We start from the raw sequence: 20,561 nt of genomic DNA, 5'->3' as shown, positions 1-20,561 counted from the left end.
TGAAAGTTTTTTCTCTTGGTGTTTATATTATTGAAGAGAATGAATAGTACGTAAATAGACTAAAAAATACTCAAATCCCATTCTTTTGCGATTTTTTTTAGCAGCGTAACGCCTTTTACGCTATTCCCGTACTCATCAATAGCTGGACTGTAAATTCCGATACCGCATCCGTCTGGAAATGGAGACTGCTTTTTCGTATTAGGTGGCACCAATGACATGATTCCTCCTGATACACCGCTTTTAGCTGGCATACCAACAAATGCCGCAAACTTTCCTGAGGCATTATACATACCGCATGTAAGCATAAGCGCTTTTGTTAATTTAGCTACTTCTTTTGGAATTACTTGTTTGTGAAACACTGGATGATATCCGTCTAATGATAGAATTAATCCGATCAGCGCAATATCTTCAGTCGTTACTTCAATTGAGCACTGCTTTAAGTAAACCTCTAGAACTTCTTCTACTTCTCCTTGTAAGTAGTTTGTTTCTTTTAAATAGTAGGCAAGCGCACGATTTCGATGAGACGTTTGCCATTCTGATTCAAAGACGGTTTCATTAATGAGTGGTGTTTTCCCAGTAAGCATTGTTATTACATCAAACAAATAGCTTAGTTTTTCTTTTGCCGTCTCTCCAGATAAAAGAGATGAAACCGTTAAAGCACCGGCATTAATCATAGGATTGAACGGCTTTCCTGGTTTATGCATTTCCAGTCTTATAATAGAATTAAATGCATCTCCAGTTGGCTCTACATCTACTCTCTCTAGTACGTAGGGAATGCCGCAGCATAAGCAAGCTGCTATAAAGCTAATGACTTTAGAAATACTTTGAAGAGTAAATACCGCTTCATAATCCCCAGACTGGATAACCGTTCCGTCAGCACCAATCAAACAAATACCTAATTGAGACGAGTCCATATCTTTCAGAGCGGGGATATAATCAGCCGTTTTTCCTTCTGACGAAAATTCTTTTATTTGCTCTACCCACTCGTGTAACTGCTCTTTTGCAGTGACCTGTAAGTAAGACATTTCCTGTTCAATTTCTCTTTTCATTAAAATCACCTCATCACTTCATTAACTTTTTATTTTAAAGCGCTTTCATAAAGCGGGATTTCATTTTCGTTTTTAATGTACAATGCAACCTACGAGAGCATACAAAAACCTACAAAACTTTTTGGAATTATATTTTTATCTTTGGTACTCTTCTCCATTGTGCTGGACGCTGTCACAATGTATACTAATTCACGAATCACTTCAGGAGGTGTAATTATCTGAATTTTAAATCTTTCATTCGAAAAGATCCGTACATTTTATTGCTCATGCTCATTACTGTTCCGCTGGCGGGAGAGCTAAAATTTTATCCGTTAAATGAAACATTTCGAATTACATTTGGAGCTCCAACATTTTTCTTTTTCCTATTGCTTTTAAAACGGAAAACCGTTTTATCTGGCGGCTTGTTAACCGCTTTAAGCGTCGTTCTCTTTCGCATCATGCTCGATTATATCACGCTCGATCATTTTCAATTTGCGGCTTCTGCACATACGCATTACCCTACGTTTTTCTTTTACTTTACGTATGCACTTTTATTTTTTATTTTTAAAGTAAGCCGCATGAACTATAGTGCTATTGTGATTGGATTAATTGGACTCATCATTGAAATAGCTGCTGATATAGTCGAACTAACTGCGCAGTATATCGTTTTGCACACAACCATTCATATCGATTCATTATCCGACATGGCCGTTATTGCTTTTGCTCACAGCTTCATTGTACTTAGCTTTTTTAATATGATGACAATTTATGAATCACAGTCACGAGAACGTCAAATTCGCAAACAAAATGAGCACATGCTAATGCTTATTACAAGCCTTTATGAAGAAACCGTTCATTTAAAAAAGACCCTTCATAATACAGAAGTGATTACAAAAGCCTCGTACGATTTATACCGTGTATTACATCAGCAGGAAAAAGATCATTCTGTGCTTAACCAATCGCTCAGTAAAAAAGCGCTTCGGATTGCCGGAGATATTCACGAAGTAAAAAAAGACAACCAGCGTATTTTTGCGGGCTTATCTAAAACAATTTCAAATGAAAGTTTCCAAAATTATATGAAAGCAGAGGAATTAATCGAGCTGATCGTACGCATCAACAAAAAATATGCCGATTCTCTTCACAAACAAATTAGCTTTTTTTCCTCTGTCACCGGGGAACATTTCAGCTACCACGTTTACACAATTTTATCGATCATTAATAACTTGGTAGCAAACGCAGTGGAGGCGATTAAAGATGAGGGAATGATTGTTTTATCCGTACATAGACAAGCTGAATTTGTAGAATTCCATGTACAAGATGATGGTCCTGGCGTGCCTTTGAAGTACGAAAAAGCTATTTTTGAACCTGGTTTCACCTCAAAATACGATCAATTTGGAAATCCCTCTACTGGAATTGGCCTTTCTTACGTAAGAGATATTGTTCAAGAACTTGGAGGTACGATTGAAGCTAAACAAGGAGATAAAGGGATGATTTTTATCATTCAAATACCTCTTTGTAGTCTAATTCAGAAAGGATGAGTTTATGCGATTTTGTATTACAGATGATGATTCAGCCATTCGTTCAACGCTCAGTCAGCTGATTGAAGATGAGGATTTAGGAGAAGTTGTAGAAGAAGTCGTAGACGGCAGCTTTTTAGATGCCTCTACGTTAAATTTAAAGCAAATTGATATTTTATTTATTGATTTACTTATGCCAGGACGAGATGGAATCGAAACGATCCGTCATTTAAAAGATTCATTTAAAGGAAAAATGATTATGATTTCACAGGTAGAGTCCAAAGAATTAATAGGAGAAGCCTATTCATTAGGAATTGAATACTATATTACAAAACCAATTAATCGAATTGAAATTTTAACGGTTATTCGAAAAGTAATTGAACGAATCTCTCTTGAGAAATCAATCGATGATATTAAAACCTCCTTGAATAGTTTAGCGACAGCCCATCACGCTCCCCCTTCAAGCCAGCCGATAACGAAACAAGCCCATCTATATGATGTAGGGAAATTCTTATTAGCCGAATTAGGTATTGTAGGAGAAAATGGTGCAAAAGATTTACTGGATATTTTACAGTTTCTGTACACTTATGACCAAAGAGAAAGTGTGGAAAAACATTTCCCTTCTCTAAAAACTATTTTTGTGAATGTCGCTGAGAAAAAATTGGGAGCTCACGCGTCTTCTATTGAAATTAATCGTGAAACCAAGGCTTGTGAACAGCGAATAAGACGAGCAGTTACTCACTCACTGAATCACTTTGCTTCTATTGGATTAACAGATTTTTCAAATCCAAAGTTTGAAAATTATGCTTCTAAGTTTTTTGACTTTACAGCCGTTCGTAAAAAAATGAAAGAACTGCAGGGAGATTCTAAAATTTTGCCGATTCGCATTAACACCAAAAAGTTTATTCAAATATTTTTTCTTGAAGCCAAGCGTTTGTTAAGCCAAGAAAAAAGCTGGTATTGACATAAAAGACGGAAAAGGTTCAAATCCCTCATCCGTCTTTTATGCTAATTGATTCAGTTTTACTAAGGCAGGACCATATACAGTACGCAGAAGCAGCGTCTCTTCGCCTTTTGCGTATTCCGCTAGAGAAAAGGCTCCTTTTTCTGTTTCTACCTGTACATCTACAGAAACTGGGCATCTCTTTAGCTTACTGACTATCATTTCCGCTTGTTTCACCGACAAATAAGAAGAAAGGCGAATAAGTACATCTAAATCACTGGTTGTCGTGACAACTTCTTCACCGCTTGCAAGCTCGAACCCTACACTGCCGGTTGGTCCCCACGCAAATTTTTCAAAAATAATAGCCACCTCTTCCAAAGCGCGTATAGCTGGCATGTTTCTAGACTGGACGTTTTGAAAAAATGAAACGAGATTTTCCGGCCTAATTGTTTGTTTAATGGCCTCCTCAGATAAAAAAGCACCAAAACGCTGATTCCTTCGTTCTCCTCTTACTCCAATAGGTATCAGTTTATCTCGGTGAACAGCACGCCTTACCACTACAAATGGAGCCTTGGCTAATGAATATTCCACCCACTCGGGGATAGGTGTATAACTGATAAGCTTTGCTTCCTCTTTTAACTGAAGCAAATCATGAGCTATATATTCCATTGTTTTTCCAACTCACCTCTTACCCATAAAGAAGCTTTTCGCCCTTCCTTTCTTGCTTGCTCACTGTGCAGCCGGCTGCTTAAATCGTATACACCTTCACAGCGAACATCTTCTACTGCTCCAATTAAAATATCTTGAATCATTTGAACGTCGCGCTCTGTGGGCTGCTCTGCTTGAATACCGCTAACCAGCTCATATAAAGCGCCAAGTGAAGCAAATGATTTAATATCATAAGCCATGGACGGGACTTTCTTTGAAGCTTCCTCAAGTTCTTTTATACTTCTTTTAGTAATGCGCGCTGCCGACTGTTTGGACATGGCGTGAACATTCACTCCTTCGTCTTTTAAAGCCAAAATTCGATTCGATTGGTATCCATGAGCCAAAAATGCTCCTGAAATTGCTTTTCCGACAATTAACGTAATAACCGGATGACCTGCTAAGCGCGCTGCTGCATAAGCATCAGCTGCAGCAGCGCAAGCATAGTGAATACCTAGAAGTTCTTCATGATAGCCATACGCTTGACTCGGTACGTCCACAATGGCAATTATAGGGCGCGGAGATTGATTTCGATCTTCTTGTATTACTTCACGAACGTGCTTAGCAATTGCCCATCCTTCATCTAGTCCTACTTCGCCTTTTCGTGCACGTAAGAAACGATTATAAGGATTAGGTACAACCGATATATATCGGACCTTTTCTCTTCCTAGCAGTGCGTCTTTATAAAGAACGGAAGGAATTTCAAAATCTGCTTCTTCATCATTTATTAAAGCGTTAATCCACACGCGACCGCGGCTGTTAGGCATGCTACCTGGAACTTCGTTCAACGAGTAAGAGACTGCTGAAGGGATATGTTCATTTTTTGTTGCTTTATACAATTCTTGAAATTGATAAGGAGCCATTTTTTCTGAAGGATCAACCTTGCTAAGCAAATGCCTATAAAAATCTACTTGTTCTGTTTTACTAGCTACTTTTTCTTTTTTTTGAAACGTCTCTTGAACCGCTCGTTGAATAGCAGTAACATCATCCTGTGCTAATGTATCTGCAAACCCCGTTTCATAGCGTTGAATACCGCCAATCGTTTTCCAGATTAAGCTTCGGTCTCTTGCATCAAACTCTTCAACCCCCGCTTCTTGTTCGATCACTTCCGGGCCGTTAAGACCAAACCTTGCTTCTTTTGTCATAATGAGATAACTAAAGAGTGAAGCAGTGATAGACATTCCTCCAAAGCAGCCTACATTTCCTGAAATAACTCCGACAACAGGTGTATGCTCACGCAGAGCAACTACCGCTGAGCCAATTTCAGATATCGACAAAAGTCCATAATTCGCTTCTTGCAGCCTTACCCCTCCTGTATCGAATAGAAAAACAGGTCTAACAGGAACACCTTTTTTGTGATTATTAAGAGCTAATTCTAAAGCTCCTGCAATTTTAGCTCCCGATACTTCACCAATGCCTCCCCCTTGAAATCCTCCTTCTATTGAAATGACAACTGCTGGCTCCCCTGCTATTAGCCCACTTGCTATGATGACACCATCATCGCTTTGAGGAACAATATTTTGCTTAGGTAAATGAGGCGACTCGATCCCGTCAAAAGGGCCGAGCAGCTCACGAAATGTACCTTGATCTAAGATTGCCTGGGCTCGTTCTCTTCCATTTAACTCAATAAAGCTTTGATTATTCACTCCCATTTTCACTCACCTCCAAAGCTTGTGCAAGACGCAAAGCGACTACACCGGGCGTAGCACCGAAATCATTAATTACAATTTTCGCTTGAATCATATGAGCACTAAAAAACCGATCTAATACGGCTTTCCAGGTTTCACTAAACCCTTCACTTCCTGTTCGTACTGATACGTGAGCATGTTCTTCATCAGAAGGAACCATTAAGATTTCTAAATCCCCTGAACCAACAACGCCTACATGTGCGCGCTGAGTTAACTTTCGATCGGCTTTGTATTTAAACACTAACGTTTCCATTAGCCACTCACTCCTCCCTGCAGACGTTTATGATTCTTTAAAAAGAGATATTCGATCTAAAAATAATACAGCAGCCAGCAAATCTGCACTTCCACCTGGAGAAGCGTTAGATGATAGAAAAATATGATCTAACGCTTCCAGCCGCTGTTTTCCTATTGATGTAGATACCCCTCCAACTTCTAACACATTGGATGCCGCCATTTTAACCTCCTCTAATACAACTGGACCAGCACGATGCAAAATACACGTATCATCAAGATTGGCGATTAGTGTTACTAAAGTATCAATCCGCGCTGATGTTTCATGTATGCCTAGCTTGCGAGCCTTATGTAAAGCAGGCAAGCCTATATGAATCACGTGAGGAAATCCTTGCTTCGCCTCTCCAGCCGCTCCTTTTGCGCCATACTTTTTTTTCACACGAAGTCCATTAGATGAATGCAGAGTACAAAAGCGATCTGCATAACGAGCAATTTTTCCTGCAGCTTCTGTGATGGATGCAGGTGATGCTTGAATACCGCAAACCGCTGTTGCAGAAGCAAGTAGACCTAATGCCCAAATAGCTCCCTTGTGTGTATTGACACCATCCGTAGCCGCGTACATAATTTGTTCACCTTCGCGTCCAATTCGAGCAATTTCTTCCCTTAGCATCTGACTCGGCTGCTTTCCTTGACTATATAATGCAATCTGTGAGAAGGTCGGTTGTAAAGCATAAGCAGAGGCTAGCAGCGTCTCAATATTCATATCTTGATGAGATCCAGTTGTTGCTGCATCTACAAGCCCCGGCTTAGGTGTAAGTACCGCTTCATCAACCAAAGCGGTAACTGCCATTTTAGCTATCAGGCATGAAGAAAACACAGTTGTTTTTGGCTCTTCTTGAATACGCATATTTTTTACCAGCTCCTAAATTTAGCAGGCGGATTATATAAACCATCTGACCATTCTACTAAATCTTCTACACTTTTCGCCGCTAACAGCGAACGCTTTGCTTCCGTACGGCGAATCTGTAAATCTTCCGGAAAAGCCACTAAGCCATCTCTGCGCATTCTTTCCACTTTATTTTGGTTGTGCCGTAACCCTATAGGCGTTACCCCCGCTACTGCTTCAAGCGCTGCTTTTCTTTCTTCCAAGCTTTGTGCTTTATATAAATAAGCAATTCCTTCTTCAGTCACGACATGTGTCACATCATCCCCGTAAATCATGACAGGAGCAGTAGCTAAGTTTGCTTGTTTAGCTACATTTACCGCATCCAAAGACTCAACGAAAACAGGCTCATTTCCTGATTGAAAGGTTTCAACCATTTGTACAACTAGCTTTCTGCCTCTTGCTAATTCATGCTTATCGTTCATCATATCCAACCAAGCAGACGTAGAATGCCGTCGGCCTCTAGGATCATGCCCCATGTTAGGCGCTCCGCCAAACCCTGATAAACGTCCAGATGTGACGGTAGAAGAATTTCCTTCTCCATCTATTTGCAAAGTTGATCCCACGAAAGCATCTACCGCATATTGACCAGCGACTTGACACATCGCACGGTTTGAGCGCAGGCTGCCGTCGCGTCCTGTAAAAAATACATCTGGACGGGCTGCTGTGTATTGTTCCATTCCTACTTCTCCGCCAAAGCAGTGTACGCTCTCAATCCATCCGCTTTCAATAGCCGGAATTAACGTAGGGTGAGGGTTCAGAGCCCAGTTCTTGCATATTTTACCTTTCAGCCCTAACTTTTCTCCATAGGTAGGCAGCAAAAGCTCAATTGCAGCTGTATTAAAGCCAATGCCATGATTTAATGATTGTACGCTGTGGCGCTCATAGATACCTCGAATCGTCATCATAGCCATTAGAATTTGGAGCTCTGTAATATGACGAGGATCTCGGGTAAATAAAGCTTCCAATTGATAAGGCTGATTGGCCACGACGATACAATCAATCCAAGAAGCCGGAATATCAACTCGCGGAAGTTCTTCAACAAGTTCATTTACCTGCACAATGACAATTCCGTCCTTAAACGCTGTTGCTTCGATAATCGTCGGCGTTTCTTCCGTATTTGCTCCTGTATATAAGTTACCTTGTGCATCCGCTTTATCGGCAGCCACTAATGCAATATTGGGAATTAAATCAATGAAAAGGCGTCCGTAAAGCTCTAGATATGTATGAATTTCTCCCATTTTCAACGTGCCATCTTCAATCATTTGAGATACGCGAAGACTTTGAGCACCGGCGTACGAAAAATCAATTTTTTCAGCAATTCCTTTCTCAAATATGTCGAGATGTTCCGGGCGTGAAATACTAGACATAATCATATGAAGACCGTTTATTTTATCAGCGCTTACTTCATTCAGCGCCTTTGATAAAAAAGATGCTTGCTTTTGATTGTCTCCTTCAAGCACTACTTTATCTCCAGGTGATATAAGCAATTCTAACGCTTCAATAATGTGTTCATTATCCAATAACTTTCCTTTAAGAAGTTGGTCTATTTTCGCAAGGCGAGCTGCTTTTTGATCTCGGCGGGTTGTCCATGATTTTGAAGTTTTTTTTATTCCACTCATGTTCTAGCTCCTTTCTTCCACTCCTAAATTAATGCGCTTACATTTTTTCTTTCTCCATTAAAATTAACACAGATTTCATAGTAGATTCGGCTGCAGAAATAGCCCTTGCTTCCGGAAAGCTCTTAGCAGTCAAATCCGTTAGTACTCTTCCTGGAGCCATTTCAATATATAATCTTGTACCCATTTCATACATAACTTCCGTCATGTCATGCCAACGGACGGGCAGGGCAACACTCGCTGCCAGATCTTCCTTAATATCAGCAGCTTTCCATAATTTCCGAGCTTTACAATTACCTATAAAAGGAACGATCGGGTCTTTTCCTTTCACTTCCGTTATTATTTTTCGTAATTCGCTCGAAACTCCTTCCATAAGAGGACAGTGAGAAGGCACCGTTACATGAAGCATTTTGGTTTTCCTAGCCCCTTTTTTAGATGCTTTTTCAAGAACTTCCTCAATTGCTTTTAAGGTGCCAGAAAGCGTTATTTGATCAGGAGCATTTAGATTCGCTACGTAAACAGGAGCTGCATCGGTGGATATTTCATGTACAATAGAGAGAAGCTGATGTTCGCGCAGTCCCATTACAACCCCCATACCATAACCATCAGGATAGGCATTTCCCATCAGTTCCCCTCTTTTTCCCACAAGAAAAAGAGCTTCTTTAAAAGATAACACTTCAGATATAACTGCTGCTCCAAACGCCCCTATTGAATGCCCTCCTACCACGTCTGGCGAGTAACCTTTGTTTTTAAACGATCTAGCCGTAGCCACTCCTGCAATAAAAAGACATATCTGAACATTTTTATTATATTTTAATTTTTCTGACGAATCTAACGATAATACGTCTTGATTTAAAGCCTCACTTGCTTCTTCAAACGTAGTCGTTAATCCCCATTTATTTTTTATATCATGAAGCATACCAGCATATTGTGCACCTTGTCCTGGAAATAGAAATGCAACACTCATCGTGTTTCTCCTTTCGACTTTATATCACCCAAGGAGATAATGGATACTTTTATTATAAAGAACATAGAATCAATAACTCTAATACATATTTCTTATATATCCTATAACTTGAAATCTATATAAAAAAAGAGTTAGACATAACGAAATCAATGGAATCTGGAATCTAAAGATGAGCGAATTGGATAAATGAAAAAATCCGAACGATTCATCGTTCGGATTTTCCTTTAAGTAAACTGCTTTTGTCTCAGCCTCTTTTTGTTTGCTACATATGAGACGGGAAATGCGGAAGCACTTCTTCACCAAGCTCATGTATGACTTCTTCAGCCGGACGCTTACTATCAAAAAGAGCAAAAAAGAGATGGTTAACTCCTATTTCTTTATAAATAGAAAGAAGCTCAATTAATGTATTACGCCCTGCTCGAAATCCTAAACGAATTGGCGTTGGCATTTCATTTGGATCTTCTGCCAAATCTAGATGCATAGGTTGTGTAAAAGGTTTAAAAACGCCTGGATGATAGATATCAACCAGTTCTCTCCACTGTTTAATGGCTTCTGCTTGAAAATGCGGATGACGAGGATAATACATCCAGCCGTCTCCATGCTGTGCAAACCACTCCATATTTTGCTGGCTGTATCCCGTGATCATCGTTGGAATACGTTTCGTTGGCTTAGGAACAACATTTGCTCCTTGAATGGACCCCAAAGCAGACTGGATAGATGGAAATTCTTTATTTAACGCTTCTTCTAAATAATGAAAAGCCTCTGCAAATCGCTTTCCTCTTTCTTCATGAGGAATACCTAACCCTCGAAAATCTGCTTGACGGTCTCCAGAGGATACGCCCATAATCAAACGCTCAGGAAAAAGCTGATCAATGGTTGCCATTTCTTTAGCTACACGAAGCGGATGGCGTAAAGGTAGCACAATAGCAGATGTACTGAGAGCAATTTCTTTTGTTTGACTGGCAAGGTAAGTCAAATAAATAAGCATATCATAAATTTGACCCGTGGCTGGATCGCCAAATGATGGATCTTGAAGAAGGACATCACGGAACCATAAGCTTGTAAATCCATATTGTTCTGCAAGCTGCGTGAGCTCTACTTGTTTCTCCATCGTAGGCGTGGCATACTGATAATTTTCAAGCGGCATATGCAAACCTAACGTTAACTCATTCTCCTTGTACATACGACGATACGCCTTATGATATTGAAATGCAGTCATTTGCTTCCTCTCCTTTTATAGCTAAGAGATCATCGCAAAAGGCGATGATCTCTGTTTTATTTTGCTTTTGCTTCTATTGAGCGGCTCCATGCGGTTAATAAGACTGCTCCTAAAACCATCACTCCTCCAATCCAAGGAGTATGAACAAGACCAATGGAATCAACAATCAGGCCGCCTACAAAAGAACCAATAGCAATTCCAACGTTAAATGCAGCAATATTCAGCGCAGAGGCTACGTTTACTGCTGAAGGAACATACTTTTCAGCTAAGTTCACGACCAGCACTTGCAGTCCAGGTACGTTCATAAATGCCAATAAGCCCATGGCAAAAATCGTAATTGTTCCCGCTACTTTAAACGATGCAGTAAACGATAAAATAACTAAGATAACGGCTTGAATTAAAAACATCCAAAATAATGCTTTTAACGGATTTTTATTCGCAGCTTTTCCTCCAATCGTATTTCCGATGGCTACTGCTACGCCGTATACTAATAGCAAGATACTAACTGCGCTTGGTGCGTATCCTGTTAACTTTTCAAGAATAGGTGCTAAATACGTATAAGCTACAAACGTTCCGCCATAACCTAAAGCAGTAATAGCAAACGATAGTAAAAGCGGCCCGTTTTTCAAAATTTTTAATTGATCACTAAACTTTGCCGGCGGCGCTTCTTTTAAGTTTTTAGGCACTAAAAGAGCACTGGCAATAATGGCAATAACGCCAAGTAACGCTACTCCCCAAAATGTTGCTCTCCAGCCGAAAGCTTGTCCGATAAATGTACCAAGTGGAACACCTGTAACAGTTGCAACTGTCAAACCTGTAAACATTAAAGCAATGGCACTTGCCCGCTTATCTTCCGGCACCAAATCAGCAGCGATAGTCGCACCGATAGAAAAGAAAATCCCGTGTGAAAATGCAGTAATAATTCGTGCTATAAGCAGCAGCCCAAAGCTTGTTGATAAAGCTGCTACTGAGTTTCCTACGATAAAAATAACCATTAATAGCATCAGCAATGATTTTCTGCTCATTTTACTTGTTAATGCTGTTAATACGGGCGCTCCAAATGCAACTCCCATTGCGTACCCTGAAATTAATAACCCTGCTAGTGTAATGGAAATATTTAAATCATCTGCAAGCGATGATAATAAACCTACTGGAACAAACTCTGTTGTCCCGATTCCAAAGGCGCTAATAGCTAGCGCTAATAGCGGCAAAGCACCGCTTTTTTTACTTTGTTGTGTTTGTGAAAGTGTATTCACTTCTTAACGCCTCCTGTTCGTTATAATAACTTTTTATAATAGCTTCTCTTACAGCTGATTAGCTTAGGTACCCTTCATATATTCGCTAACCGGCCATCAACAATTGTTATTATGAGCGATGTAAAACCAAAGAAAAAGTACGCACTTTCAAGTGATATAGGTACCTGGAGGTTACAATAAGCGTAAATACTAAAGTCATGAACTATTGGGTATTCTAAAAAAATGCTTACACCTAGAAAATTCTGCGCTATAGTGGTATGATAAACATCAGAAAAAATGCGAAACCATGCATTTAACCGTTATCTCTAGAACAAGGAGAGTTGTTAACGTGAAAAAATATAATATTCCAGTGGAAGCGGCATTAGAAGTCATTGGAGGCAAGTGGAAAGTCGTTATTCTTTGCCACTTAATTAAAGGGACAAAACGCCCTGGAGAATTAAAAAGAATTATGCCGCGCGTTACACAAAAAGTATTAACGCAGCAGCTTCGTGAGCTTGAAGCAGACGGCATCATTGTTAGAAAAATGTACAATGAAATGCCGCCTCGAGTAGAATATTCTTTAACAGATTACGGATGGTCTTTAAAAAGCATTCTTGATTCACTATGCTCTTGGGGAGAACATCATATTGAAAAAACGTACCCTGATAAAGAAGCTGTACTTATGCAGCCTGTAGAAGAAGTCACTGTTTCTAATTAAAAAAAGCTGACTAGATAGTCAGCTTTTTCATTCCCTTACTTTCTTTATTTTTTCAGACGATGTACGTATTCAGGAGGAACCTTTATGACAGAACAACTTAAAAAGAAAATTAGCCTTCAAGATGCTATCAAACAGCAGCTTGCTAATAAGAAAAATCAATCTTCAAGTAAAGCTAAGAACGGCAGTACCAATCAAGCAACCAAAAAGCTGACGAGTCAACAAACCAAAAAAACGAATAATCAGCGAAAGAGAACAGGTGTATAATGAACGGACAAAATAGAAAAGACGTAGCCCCTGGAATTGAAGTCGACATTGTTTTAAAAGCAGATCAGCGTTCTGGAAAACTTACACACGGAACGGTCAAAGACATTCTGACCAATTCAAGCTTTCACCCGCACGGTATCAAAGTTCGTTTAACAGATGGACAAGTCGGACGCATAAAAGAAATTTACCCAAATTAAAAAAGCATGTATTTTACATGCTTTTTTAATTTACACTTCAAATAAATCTACTTATCATTTCCTACTTTTGTTAAAATAAAGAAGCACTGTCGTCCCCTTTCTTTCCCTTGGGAACTCATGCAAGGAAAAAAAAGGTGGTGGATAGTCTGAGACGAATCCTCAAGTCATTTTTCCTAGATGCTGAGAATGTTCAGCTCCTAACGGCTTACGTGGAGCTTTTAGGAGCCATAGTCGCTCTTATTTTGCTATTTTTCCAGTAGTAAAATAAGTAATCACCGATAAGTATCGTCTAAAGGGTTCTTCATCCATAAGGCTCGTGTGCTGATTGTCTTTAGGGAATGGTGTTTGGCGGCACTTCCCTATAGTAAAAAGACAGCTTCCTTGCAGAAATGGACAAGGTGTAATCAACTACGGCCGATTATGGGTGCAGGACCTTTTTCTTTATTAGTCTATGTCTTTTTTTTACTTCCCATACACAAAAATAAAAAAACCTCCGAGTTGGCGGTCTCGAAGGTTTTTTCTAGTGAATCGTTTTCGACAAATCCTCATCCGGGCTAACAAGGTTCAGATCTAATAAGATTATGTGATGAATTTCTTCACCTTACAAGTTAAACTTGTCAAAGCTAAGAATTCATTCGCTTGTTAAGAATAACTGAACGTGCGCTCCGGATTGTCATTTTTCCTAGCCTTAGTATATCATATTTGTTGAAAATAGGTAAAAAAAGTGTTCGACAAAGCTTGTCAGCAGCTCTTTACCTATTTCATATTTTTCAAAACAAAAAACATTTTACAAATATGAAGGAATTTCATACTATTAGATAAAAGATAGAAGATAGAAGTATTCTGACTTGGAGAGGATTTCAATGAAGCAACCACAGTTAGAAAAAGAAATTCGAGCCTTACAATCAGATATTTACCAATTAGCTAAGAAAACAAGCAGCTATTCTCACGGTGAGATCTTAAAATTAAGTCAAAAGCTAGATCAAAAAATTGTTCGTTACCAAAAGCTTTTTAACCATACCAAATAAGAGCCGCGTAGGACTTTCACTTGCTATCCCCCAAGTACCATAAACCTACAGATAAAACAGATGTGTTTTATTCGCAATAGGTACATCTCTGCTTCCCTAATTAATTAGGGAAGTTTTTTATTTAGAAAATTAAAACCTTCTCCTTTCCTTTGGTTAGTTGTCATACAAATTGGGTATTCAATCAGTAGGCCTTAAAACTTATTTAAGAAACTTAAAGGAGAGAATGCATGATGAGTAATGCTGATACTACCGAAACAAAAAAAGGCGCCGATTTACTAGTAGAAAGTTTAGCAAGTCAGAATGTGCCTTATATTTTTGGCATTCCAGGAGCCAAAATTGATGGCGTATTTGATGTTTTGAAAGAAAAAGGACCGGAAGTAATTGTTTGCCGCCACGAACAAAATGCTGCGTTTATGGCAGCTGCTATGGGAAGATTGACAGGTACGCCGGGCGTTTGCCTTGTCACATCAGGTCCAGGTGCCGCTAATTTAGCAACTGGCCTTGTCACTGCTACTTCTGAAGGTGATCCAGTGGTAGCCCTAGCAGGAGCCGTTCCAAGAGCAGATCGATTAAAAAAGACGCATCAATCAATGGACAATGAAGGACTATTTAAATCTATCGCCAAATTCAGCGTTGAGGTAGAAGATGCTGCAAACGTTCCAGAAGTGATAACAGACGCCTTTCGTGAAGCTGTTTCTTCTCCTTCAGGAGCATCTTTTGTCAGCTTGCCGCAGGATGTAATGGATGGCGAAACATCAGCTTCCACTCTATCCTTTCTAAAAACTCCTACGATTGGCGCTGCTAATTTAGACGCTGTTGCCCAAGCTATACACACTATTCGCACAGCAAAACTACCTGTTTTACTTTTAGGTATGAGAGCAAGTAAATCTAAAGCAGTGGAATCAATCCGTCAACTCGTAGCAGAACATGACCTTCCTGTCGTAGAAACGTTCCAAGGTGCGGGAGCTGTTTCACGAGAGCTTGAAACTCACTTTTTTGGACGAGTAGGTCTTTTTCGCAATCAGCCTGGAGACGTCTTATTGAAGCATGCTGACGTCGTCTTAACAATCGGATATGACCCAATTGAATACCCTCCTTCTCTTTGGAACTCAGAAAGTCAAAGAAGCATTATTCATTTAGATGATGTACAAGCACAAGCTGACCACCATTATCAGCCGGAAATTGAGTTAGTAGGGGATATCCCAAGCACCATCGACATATTAACGGATAAACTCCCACATTTAATACGTTCAAAAGAAAGTGCTTCTTTTTTAAAAACGCTAAAAAGCAAACTTGAACAACCTGACGATCAGTACGAGTTTTCTAATGACACTCACCTTCATCCCCTACAGTTAATTGAAGCTCTGCAGGACTTTGTTGAAGATGATACTACCATCACATGTGACGTTGGTTCGCATTACATATGGATGGCTCGTTATTTTCGTTCCTATGAACCTCAGCATTTACTATTCAGCAACGGCATGCAAACGCTAGGTGTTGCTTTGCCTTGGGCTATTTCAGCTGCACTCGTTCGCCCCCATAAAAAAGTTCTGTCCATGTCTGGAGACGGCGGGTTTTTATTTTCAGCTATGGAGCTCGAGACAGCCGTTCGGTTAAACTTACCAATTGTTCACATTATCTGGAACGATCAAACCTACGATATGGTTGGCTTTCAACAGCAGATTAAATATGGCCGAAAATCTGCGGTAGAGTTCGGGAGTGTAGACTTTGTTACGCTTGCTGAAAGTTTTGGTGCCAAAGGATTTAGAGTGAACTCACCAGAAGAATTTTCGGACACTCTAGCAAGCGCTTTTCGTGAACAAGGCCCCGTTATCATCGACGTGCCTGTAGATTATAAAGATAATGAAAAATTAAATACACAACTACTGCCAGATCAAATTAACTGAAAGGACTGAGTAAAGAATGAGCAATAAAGAAAAATTAACGATTCACCAAACTTCCACTATGATTGCTTTATTGGACGGAGTATTTGACGGTGTTGTCACATACAGGGATTTAGCTAAGAAAGGTGATTTCGGCATCGGCACGTTTAATCAGCTGGATGGTGAAATGATTGCCTTTGACGGAGAATTTTATCACATTGCTGATGGGAAAGCCGCACCTATTAGTGAAGATGCAAAAACACCTTTTGCCATTATGACAACCTTTTATGAAGATATCTCTTATCGTGTAGAAGAGGAAATGAACCGTGAACAACTAGAAACCTTAATGAACGAGCTTATTCCCAGTCCGAATTTATTCTATGCAGTTCGTATTGACGGGAAGTTTAAAGAAGTAAAAACTCGCACTGTTGCAAAGCAAGAGAAACCCTATCCTTCCATGGTAGATGCAGCTGCTGATCAGCCTATATTTACATCTTCAGATGTAAATGGAACACTAGCAGGTTTTTACACGCCAGAATATTCTTCAGGCATCGGTGTTCCCGGGTATCACCTGCACTTTATTGATGAATATAAAAAAGAAGGTGGACATGTTTTAGACGTCTCCGTTCAGGATGTTACCATTCAAATTTGCAAAAAAACGAAATTAAATCTCAATTTATCGGACACAAGTGAATTTCTAAATGCTAATTTAGAAGACCATGATGTAGAAGAAGAAATTGCGACGGCTGAATAAGCAACGATACTTTTACTGATAAAAAAACTCTCATCGCTGCGCATGACGATGAGAGTTTTTTTATGAACACTTCGTGTATCTTTAAGTTTCCTCCCATTTCTATTAGTAATATAGGTCTCCCATAAAACCACGGAAGAAAGCCTAACACAGAATGATACATAAGAAAGAAAGCATAGTATCATAATTACCATATTGCAACAGCTTTACGCTGTATATAAAAAAGGAGGTTTTTAAGCAATGTTTTCTAAACGGCCCTTATCTGTACTTCTTATCTCGACTTTATCTATGATTATTGCTTTTTCAGTATGGTCTGTCTTCGCGCCTATCGCCGCAGATATTCAAGTGATGTATTCATTAACCAACGCTGAAAAAAGTATCTTAATTGCCACTCCCGTCTTATTAGGTTCACTCATGCGGATTCCGATGGGAATTTTAACAGATCGCTTCGGCGGAAGAAAAGTGTATTCGTTAACAATGCTTGCTCTTTTACTCCCTACCATTTGTGCAGGCTTTACTCATTCTTACTCCATGCTGCTCTTTTGGGCATTTTTTATCGGCATGGCTGGAACAACATTTGCTATTTCCATTACATATGTCTCTAAATGGTATTCACCTCAAAAGCAAGGTTTTATTTTAGGAATTGCCGGGATGGGCAACTTAGGATCAGCGGTAGCAAGCTTTAGTATTCCACTTATCTTTTCTTCTTTTGGCTTGCCTTGGGTATTTTGGAGTTTAGCAATTGCGGTAGCTTTAATGGCTCTTTTATTATGGGTAGAAACTTCAGACCACCCTTCTGCTGCTTCTCCTAAAACGTTGCAGGAATCTTTATCGGTATTAAAATTTAGAGAAACGTGGTTTTTGTCCGTTTTCTATTTTTTAACATTCGGTGGATTTGTCACATTCAGCATCTATCTCCCTACCATTTTGCACGATCAATTTAATGCATCAACCGTAGACAGCGGGCTGAAAACAGCTATTTTTGTTGTATTAGCAACGTTTGTACGGCCTCTTGGAGGATATTTATCGGATGTATTCGGAGCAAAAAAAGTACTCACCTTTGTCTTTACCGGAATGCTGCTAATAGGATTATTTATCGCCTTTACCATCAGCTCCTTCGCGCTATTCAGCGCAGGTTGCTTACTTGCAGCCATTACCCTTGGTATCGGAAATGGAGCTGTTTTTAAAATGGTTCCATCTGTTTCAACAGGAAATATTGGAGCTGTTACGGGGATTGTAGGAGCATTCGGAGGAGTAGGCGGCTTTTTCCCTCCTATTGTGCTAGGCTTTATAAAAGATACAAGCGGAGATTACGTTGTCGGTTTTTCCTTACTAGCGCTTTTTGCTCTATTCTGTCTCTTACTGAATTATTCTGGATTCAAAAAACAAGATGTACGTATTAACCAAAAGCACCTTGCCTGATTCCACGTAAAAAGCCTCTTTTTGCAAGAGGCTTTTTGCATCAGCATTTTTAATAACTGCTTCTTTTTACAGAAGGGCTAATATTCACGGCACTTACTTTAAAGCCAGGCATCTTACAGGCGGGATCTAATTTCTCAGAAACAAGGTTATTAACATTTTGAGAATCCGCCCAGTGAAAAGGAACAAATACGGTATCTGGCCGAATGCCCTCTGAAAATTTGCTTCTTACCACAATCCTTCCATATGAAGATTCAATTTGTACTAATTCTTGATTCGATATTTCATATTTTTTCGCTGTTGAAGGGTGGATTTCCATAAAAGATTCGAAATTTCTAGCAGATAAAGATGCACTTTTTCGCGTTTGTACACCCGTTAAATAGTGTGACACCACTCTCCCTGTTGTTAAATAGAGAGGATATTTTTTCGTTATTTTTGCTTTAGGAACAATAGCTTGATTCGAGACAGGGACCATCATCGCCTTTCCATCACTATGAGCAAAACGTGTTTCAAACAGGCGCTCGGTTCCTTTATCTGTTAAGCTTCTGCATGGCCATAAAATTCCTTTTTCCGCTCGTAATCGTTCGTACGTAATACCGGAGTAATCCGCGATTCCTCCTTTACTTGCTATTCGCAGTTCATTAAATATTTCTTCAGCTGATGAAAACGAAAAATATTCCTCTTTCCCTAAAACTTTAGCAATTTCACATAGTATTTCCCAGTCGTGTTTGATTTCGCCACGGCGCGGAAAGCTAGCTTCGCGCAATGTAACTCTTCCCTCCACATTTGTCATCGTTCCTTCATCTTCCAAATAAGAGGATGCTGGTAAAATTAAGTTTGCTAATTTTGCCGTTTCTGATTCAAACATATCTGCTACCACTAGAAATTCAAGCTTTTCAAAAGCCTTCTTAACAAAATTAGCGTTTGGATTTGAAACGGTTGGATTTGAACATACCAGAAACAGCCCTTTAATTTCACCGTCATGAATTTTTTCAATCATTTCATATGCAGAAACACCTTTTCTAGGAAGACCTTTCTCCTCTATGTTCCAAACATCTGCTATATACATCCGATGCTCGTGATTTTCGATTGAACGGTAGCCTGGAAGCTGATCTGCTTTTTGACCGTGTTCTCGGGCTCCTTGCCCATTTCCTTGACCAGTAATGGCTCCATATCCGCAGCGAGGTTTACCGATTTTCCCGACAGAAAGTAGAATATTCAAAAAGTTCTGCACAGCAGCACTCCCGTCTGTTTGCTGCTCTACCCCTCTAGCAGTAAAAATCATTCCTGTTTCTCTTTGACCAAACATACGGGCAGCTTGATACATTTTCTCAAGCGGCACTCCCGTTATTTCTTCAATGACACTAAATTCTAGAGACGCCACATATTGCATTACCTCTTCAAATCCATTAACACGTTCTTGTAGAAATCGTTCATCTAGATAATTTTCTTCGATAATGACCTTCAAGATTCCATTGGCTAATGCCGCGTCGCTCCCCGGTTTAAGCTTCAGGTGTAAATCAGCTATTTTAGTTGTACCTGTCTCTCTTGGATCAATAGCAATAATAAAAGCTCCGTTTTCTTTTGCTTTTTCAAAATAAGGCATAATCGTTGGCTGACATTCCGCAATATTTGTTCCAGCTAACATAATACATTCAGTAAACGGAATCTCTTGTAAGCTATTCGTAAATCCTCGGTCCATGCCAAATGTTTTACTAGCAGCAGAAGCAGCAGCTGACATACATAAGCGTCCATTGTAATCAATATACTTTGTTTTTAACGCAACTCGAGCAAATTTCCCTAATAAATAAGCTTCTTCATTTGTAATAGAGGCACTTCCATAAACACCTAGCGCATCTGCTCCATTCTTCTCTTGAATCTCTGTAACGTGCTCTTTAATATAGTCAAGAGCTTCCCTCCAAGAAATCTTTACAAACTCTCCGTTTACTTTTAACAAAGGATATTGAATCCGATCTTTATGCAAAGGATGCTGGTGCGCATTCATTCCTTTGATACATAATCTTCCTTGAGAAGTAGGGTTGTCTCTTCCAATTGTTTTATACGTTTTTCTTTTTACATGTGTTTGTTCAACTAACTGCATTTTGCACTGCATGCTGCAGTAAGGACACTGTGTATTATAGATACGCTCGGTTTCAACTTGCTTTTGCTGCTCACGAAAATATTTCAACAGCATCTCAGTCATCGT

At 39.5% G+C, this 20,561-nt stretch carries 19 protein-coding genes; 9 read left to right on the top strand and 10 right to left on the bottom strand.

Translation table 11 applies throughout. The features are described 5' to 3' along the window. Positions 1–59 precede the first annotated feature (59 nt). Positions 60–1,049, bottom strand: a complete 990-nt coding sequence (locus NST66_RS02580) for a glutaminase (protein WP_028412290.1) — start codon at positions 1,047–1,049, stop codon at positions 60–62. A 266-nt stretch (positions 1,050–1,315) separates the two neighbouring features. Here NST66_RS02580 and NST66_RS02575 point away from each other — a divergent pair, with 266 nt between their 5' ends. Both NST66_RS02575 and NST66_RS02570 read left to right on the top strand, forming a co-directional pair. Next, positions 1,316–2,566: an ATP-binding protein gene (locus NST66_RS02575; protein ID WP_033578101.1), complete on the top strand. Its 1,251-nt coding sequence runs from the start codon at positions 1,316–1,318 to the stop codon at positions 2,564–2,566. A gap of 4 nt (positions 2,567–2,570) precedes the next feature. Further along, on the top strand, positions 2,571–3,509 hold the full coding sequence (locus tag NST66_RS02570; protein WP_033578100.1) for a response regulator: 939 nt from the start codon (positions 2,571–2,573) through the stop codon (positions 3,507–3,509). A 39-nt stretch (positions 3,510–3,548) separates the two neighbouring features. On the opposite strand, the gene NST66_RS02565 is transcribed toward NST66_RS02570, so the two are convergent. The 8 genes from NST66_RS02565 to NST66_RS02530 form a co-directional block, all read right to left on the bottom strand. Beyond that, positions 3,549–4,157 carry a malonate decarboxylase holo-ACP synthase gene (locus NST66_RS02565; RefSeq protein ID WP_033578099.1) on the bottom strand — a complete coding sequence of 203 codons (609 nt, stop codon included), beginning with the start codon at positions 4,155–4,157 and terminating at the stop codon, positions 3,549–3,551. After that, positions 4,145–5,845 (bottom strand): biotin-independent malonate decarboxylase subunit beta, encoded by a 1,701-nt coding sequence (mdcD, locus tag NST66_RS02560; RefSeq protein ID WP_033578098.1) that lies wholly within the window; start codon positions 5,843–5,845, stop codon positions 4,145–4,147. Before mdcD ends, NST66_RS02565 begins: the two co-directional genes overlap by 13 nt. Next, positions 5,832–6,134 carry a malonate decarboxylase subunit delta gene (locus NST66_RS02555; RefSeq protein WP_028412295.1) on the bottom strand — a complete coding sequence of 101 codons (303 nt, stop codon included), beginning with the start codon at positions 6,132–6,134 and terminating at the stop codon, positions 5,832–5,834. Before NST66_RS02555 ends, mdcD begins: the two co-directional genes overlap by 14 nt. A gap of 27 nt (positions 6,135–6,161) precedes the next feature. Then, positions 6,162–7,019, bottom strand: a complete 858-nt coding sequence (locus NST66_RS02550; RefSeq protein WP_028412296.1) for a triphosphoribosyl-dephospho-CoA synthase — start codon at positions 7,017–7,019, stop codon at positions 6,162–6,164. Between the two features lie 5 nt (positions 7,020–7,024). After that, positions 7,025–8,677 carry a malonate decarboxylase subunit alpha gene (mdcA, locus tag NST66_RS02545; RefSeq protein ID WP_033578096.1) on the bottom strand — a complete coding sequence of 551 codons (1,653 nt, stop codon included), beginning with the start codon at positions 8,675–8,677 and terminating at the stop codon, positions 7,025–7,027. A 37-nt stretch (positions 8,678–8,714) separates the two neighbouring features. Then, on the bottom strand, positions 8,715–9,641 hold the full coding sequence (locus NST66_RS02540) for an ACP S-malonyltransferase (protein ID WP_033578095.1): 927 nt from the start codon (positions 9,639–9,641) through the stop codon (positions 8,715–8,717). A 262-nt stretch (positions 9,642–9,903) separates the two neighbouring features. Then, complete coding sequence (locus NST66_RS02535) at positions 9,904–10,860, bottom strand: LLM class oxidoreductase (RefSeq protein WP_033578094.1); 957 nt, start codon at positions 10,858–10,860, stop codon at positions 9,904–9,906. Positions 10,861–10,916: 56 nt separating this feature from the next. Further along, positions 10,917–12,116, bottom strand: coding sequence for an MFS transporter (locus NST66_RS02530; RefSeq protein ID WP_014461498.1), 1,200 nt, complete (start codon positions 12,114–12,116; stop codon positions 10,917–10,919). Between the two features lie 328 nt (positions 12,117–12,444). Between NST66_RS02530 and NST66_RS02525 the strand changes: the two genes are divergently transcribed. The 7 genes from NST66_RS02525 to NST66_RS02495 all read left to right on the top strand — a co-directional run bounded on the left by NST66_RS02525 (position 12,445) and on the right by NST66_RS02495 (position 18,358). Beyond that, positions 12,445–12,813 (top strand): winged helix-turn-helix transcriptional regulator, encoded by a 369-nt coding sequence (locus NST66_RS02525; protein WP_013055500.1) that lies wholly within the window; start codon positions 12,445–12,447, stop codon positions 12,811–12,813. 84 nt (positions 12,814–12,897) lie between these two features. Further along, a complete protein-coding gene (locus NST66_RS02520) occupies positions 12,898–13,077 on the top strand; it encodes a hypothetical protein (RefSeq protein ID WP_028412301.1) in 180 nt (59 codons plus the stop codon). Beyond that, positions 13,077–13,274 carry a YwbE family protein gene (locus tag NST66_RS02515; RefSeq protein WP_013055498.1) on the top strand — a complete coding sequence of 66 codons (198 nt, stop codon included), beginning with the start codon at positions 13,077–13,079 and terminating at the stop codon, positions 13,272–13,274. The genes NST66_RS02520 and NST66_RS02515 overlap by 1 nt, the downstream gene beginning before the upstream one ends. Positions 13,275–14,137: 863 nt before the next feature. After that, the gene (locus NST66_RS02510) at positions 14,138–14,302 is read left to right on the top strand and encodes an aspartyl-phosphate phosphatase Spo0E family protein (RefSeq protein WP_080754377.1); all 165 of its coding nucleotides are present in this window, start codon (positions 14,138–14,140) and stop codon (positions 14,300–14,302) included. A gap of 227 nt (positions 14,303–14,529) precedes the next feature. Beyond that, on the top strand, positions 14,530–16,209 hold the full coding sequence (alsS, locus tag NST66_RS02505; RefSeq protein WP_080754376.1) for an acetolactate synthase AlsS: 1,680 nt from the start codon (positions 14,530–14,532) through the stop codon (positions 16,207–16,209). Between the two features lie 16 nt (positions 16,210–16,225). Then, on the top strand, positions 16,226–16,939 hold the full coding sequence (gene budA, locus NST66_RS02500; RefSeq protein WP_340843046.1) for an acetolactate decarboxylase: 714 nt from the start codon (positions 16,226–16,228) through the stop codon (positions 16,937–16,939). 237 nt (positions 16,940–17,176) lie between these two features. Next, the gene (locus NST66_RS02495) at positions 17,177–18,358 is read left to right on the top strand and encodes an MFS transporter (protein ID WP_033578092.1); all 1,182 of its coding nucleotides are present in this window, start codon (positions 17,177–17,179) and stop codon (positions 18,356–18,358) included. 49 nt (positions 18,359–18,407) lie between these two features. Here the strand turns inward: NST66_RS02495 and nasC are convergent, their stop codons facing one another. Further along, a complete protein-coding gene (nasC, locus tag NST66_RS02490; protein WP_049162957.1) occupies positions 18,408–20,558 on the bottom strand; it encodes an assimilatory nitrate reductase catalytic subunit NasC in 2,151 nt (716 codons plus the stop codon). Positions 20,559–20,561: the final 3 nt, after the last annotated feature.

This window comes from Priestia sp. FSL W8-0524 (assembly GCF_038005965.1).
In the GTDB taxonomy this organism is placed as follows: domain Bacteria; phylum Bacillota; class Bacilli; order Bacillales; family Bacillaceae_H; genus Priestia; species Priestia zanthoxyli.
The sequence above is the reverse complement of the archived record's forward strand: the minus strand, read 5'-3'. Positions and strand labels throughout refer to the sequence as shown.

Bases quoted from the DNA above. Each gene is read 5' to 3' on its own strand.
- NST66_RS02580 (WP_028412290.1), bottom strand. From the start codon at position 1,049: ATGAAAAGAGAAATTGAACAGGAAATGTCTTACTTACAGGTCACTGCA.
- NST66_RS02575 (WP_033578101.1), top strand. From the start codon at position 1,316: ATGCTCATTACTGTTCCGCTGGCGGGAGAGCTAAAATTTTATCCGTTA.
- NST66_RS02570 (WP_033578100.1), top strand. From the start codon at position 2,571: ATGCGATTTTGTATTACAGATGATGATTCAGCCATTCGTTCAACGCTC.
- NST66_RS02565 (WP_033578099.1), bottom strand. From the start codon at position 4,157: ATGGAATATATAGCTCATGATTTGCTTCAGTTAAAAGAGGAAGCAAAG.
- mdcD (WP_033578098.1), bottom strand. From the start codon at position 5,845: ATGGGAGTGAATAATCAAAGCTTTATTGAGTTAAATGGAAGAGAACGA.
- NST66_RS02555 (WP_028412295.1), bottom strand. From the start codon at position 6,134: ATGGAAACGTTAGTGTTTAAATACAAAGCCGATCGAAAGTTAACTCAG.
- NST66_RS02550 (WP_028412296.1), bottom strand. From the start codon at position 7,019: ATGCGTATTCAAGAAGAGCCAAAAACAACTGTGTTTTCTTCATGCCTG.
- mdcA (WP_033578096.1), bottom strand. From the start codon at position 8,677: ATGAGTGGAATAAAAAAAACTTCAAAATCATGGACAACCCGCCGAGAT.
- NST66_RS02540 (WP_033578095.1), bottom strand. From the start codon at position 9,641: ATGAGTGTTGCATTTCTATTTCCAGGACAAGGTGCACAATATGCTGGT.
- NST66_RS02535 (WP_033578094.1), bottom strand. From the start codon at position 10,860: ATGACTGCATTTCAATATCATAAGGCGTATCGTCGTATGTACAAGGAG.
- NST66_RS02520 (WP_028412301.1), top strand. From the start codon at position 12,898: ATGACAGAACAACTTAAAAAGAAAATTAGCCTTCAAGATGCTATCAAA.
- NST66_RS02515 (WP_013055498.1), top strand. From the start codon at position 13,077: ATGAACGGACAAAATAGAAAAGACGTAGCCCCTGGAATTGAAGTCGAC.
- NST66_RS02510 (WP_080754377.1), top strand. From the start codon at position 14,138: ATGAAGCAACCACAGTTAGAAAAAGAAATTCGAGCCTTACAATCAGAT.
- alsS (WP_080754376.1), top strand. From the start codon at position 14,530: ATGATGAGTAATGCTGATACTACCGAAACAAAAAAAGGCGCCGATTTA.
- budA (WP_340843046.1), top strand. From the start codon at position 16,226: ATGAGCAATAAAGAAAAATTAACGATTCACCAAACTTCCACTATGATT.
- NST66_RS02495 (WP_033578092.1), top strand. From the start codon at position 17,177: ATGTTTTCTAAACGGCCCTTATCTGTACTTCTTATCTCGACTTTATCT.
- nasC (WP_049162957.1), bottom strand. From the start codon at position 20,558: ATGACTGAGATGCTGTTGAAATATTTTCGTGAGCAGCAAAAGCAAGTT.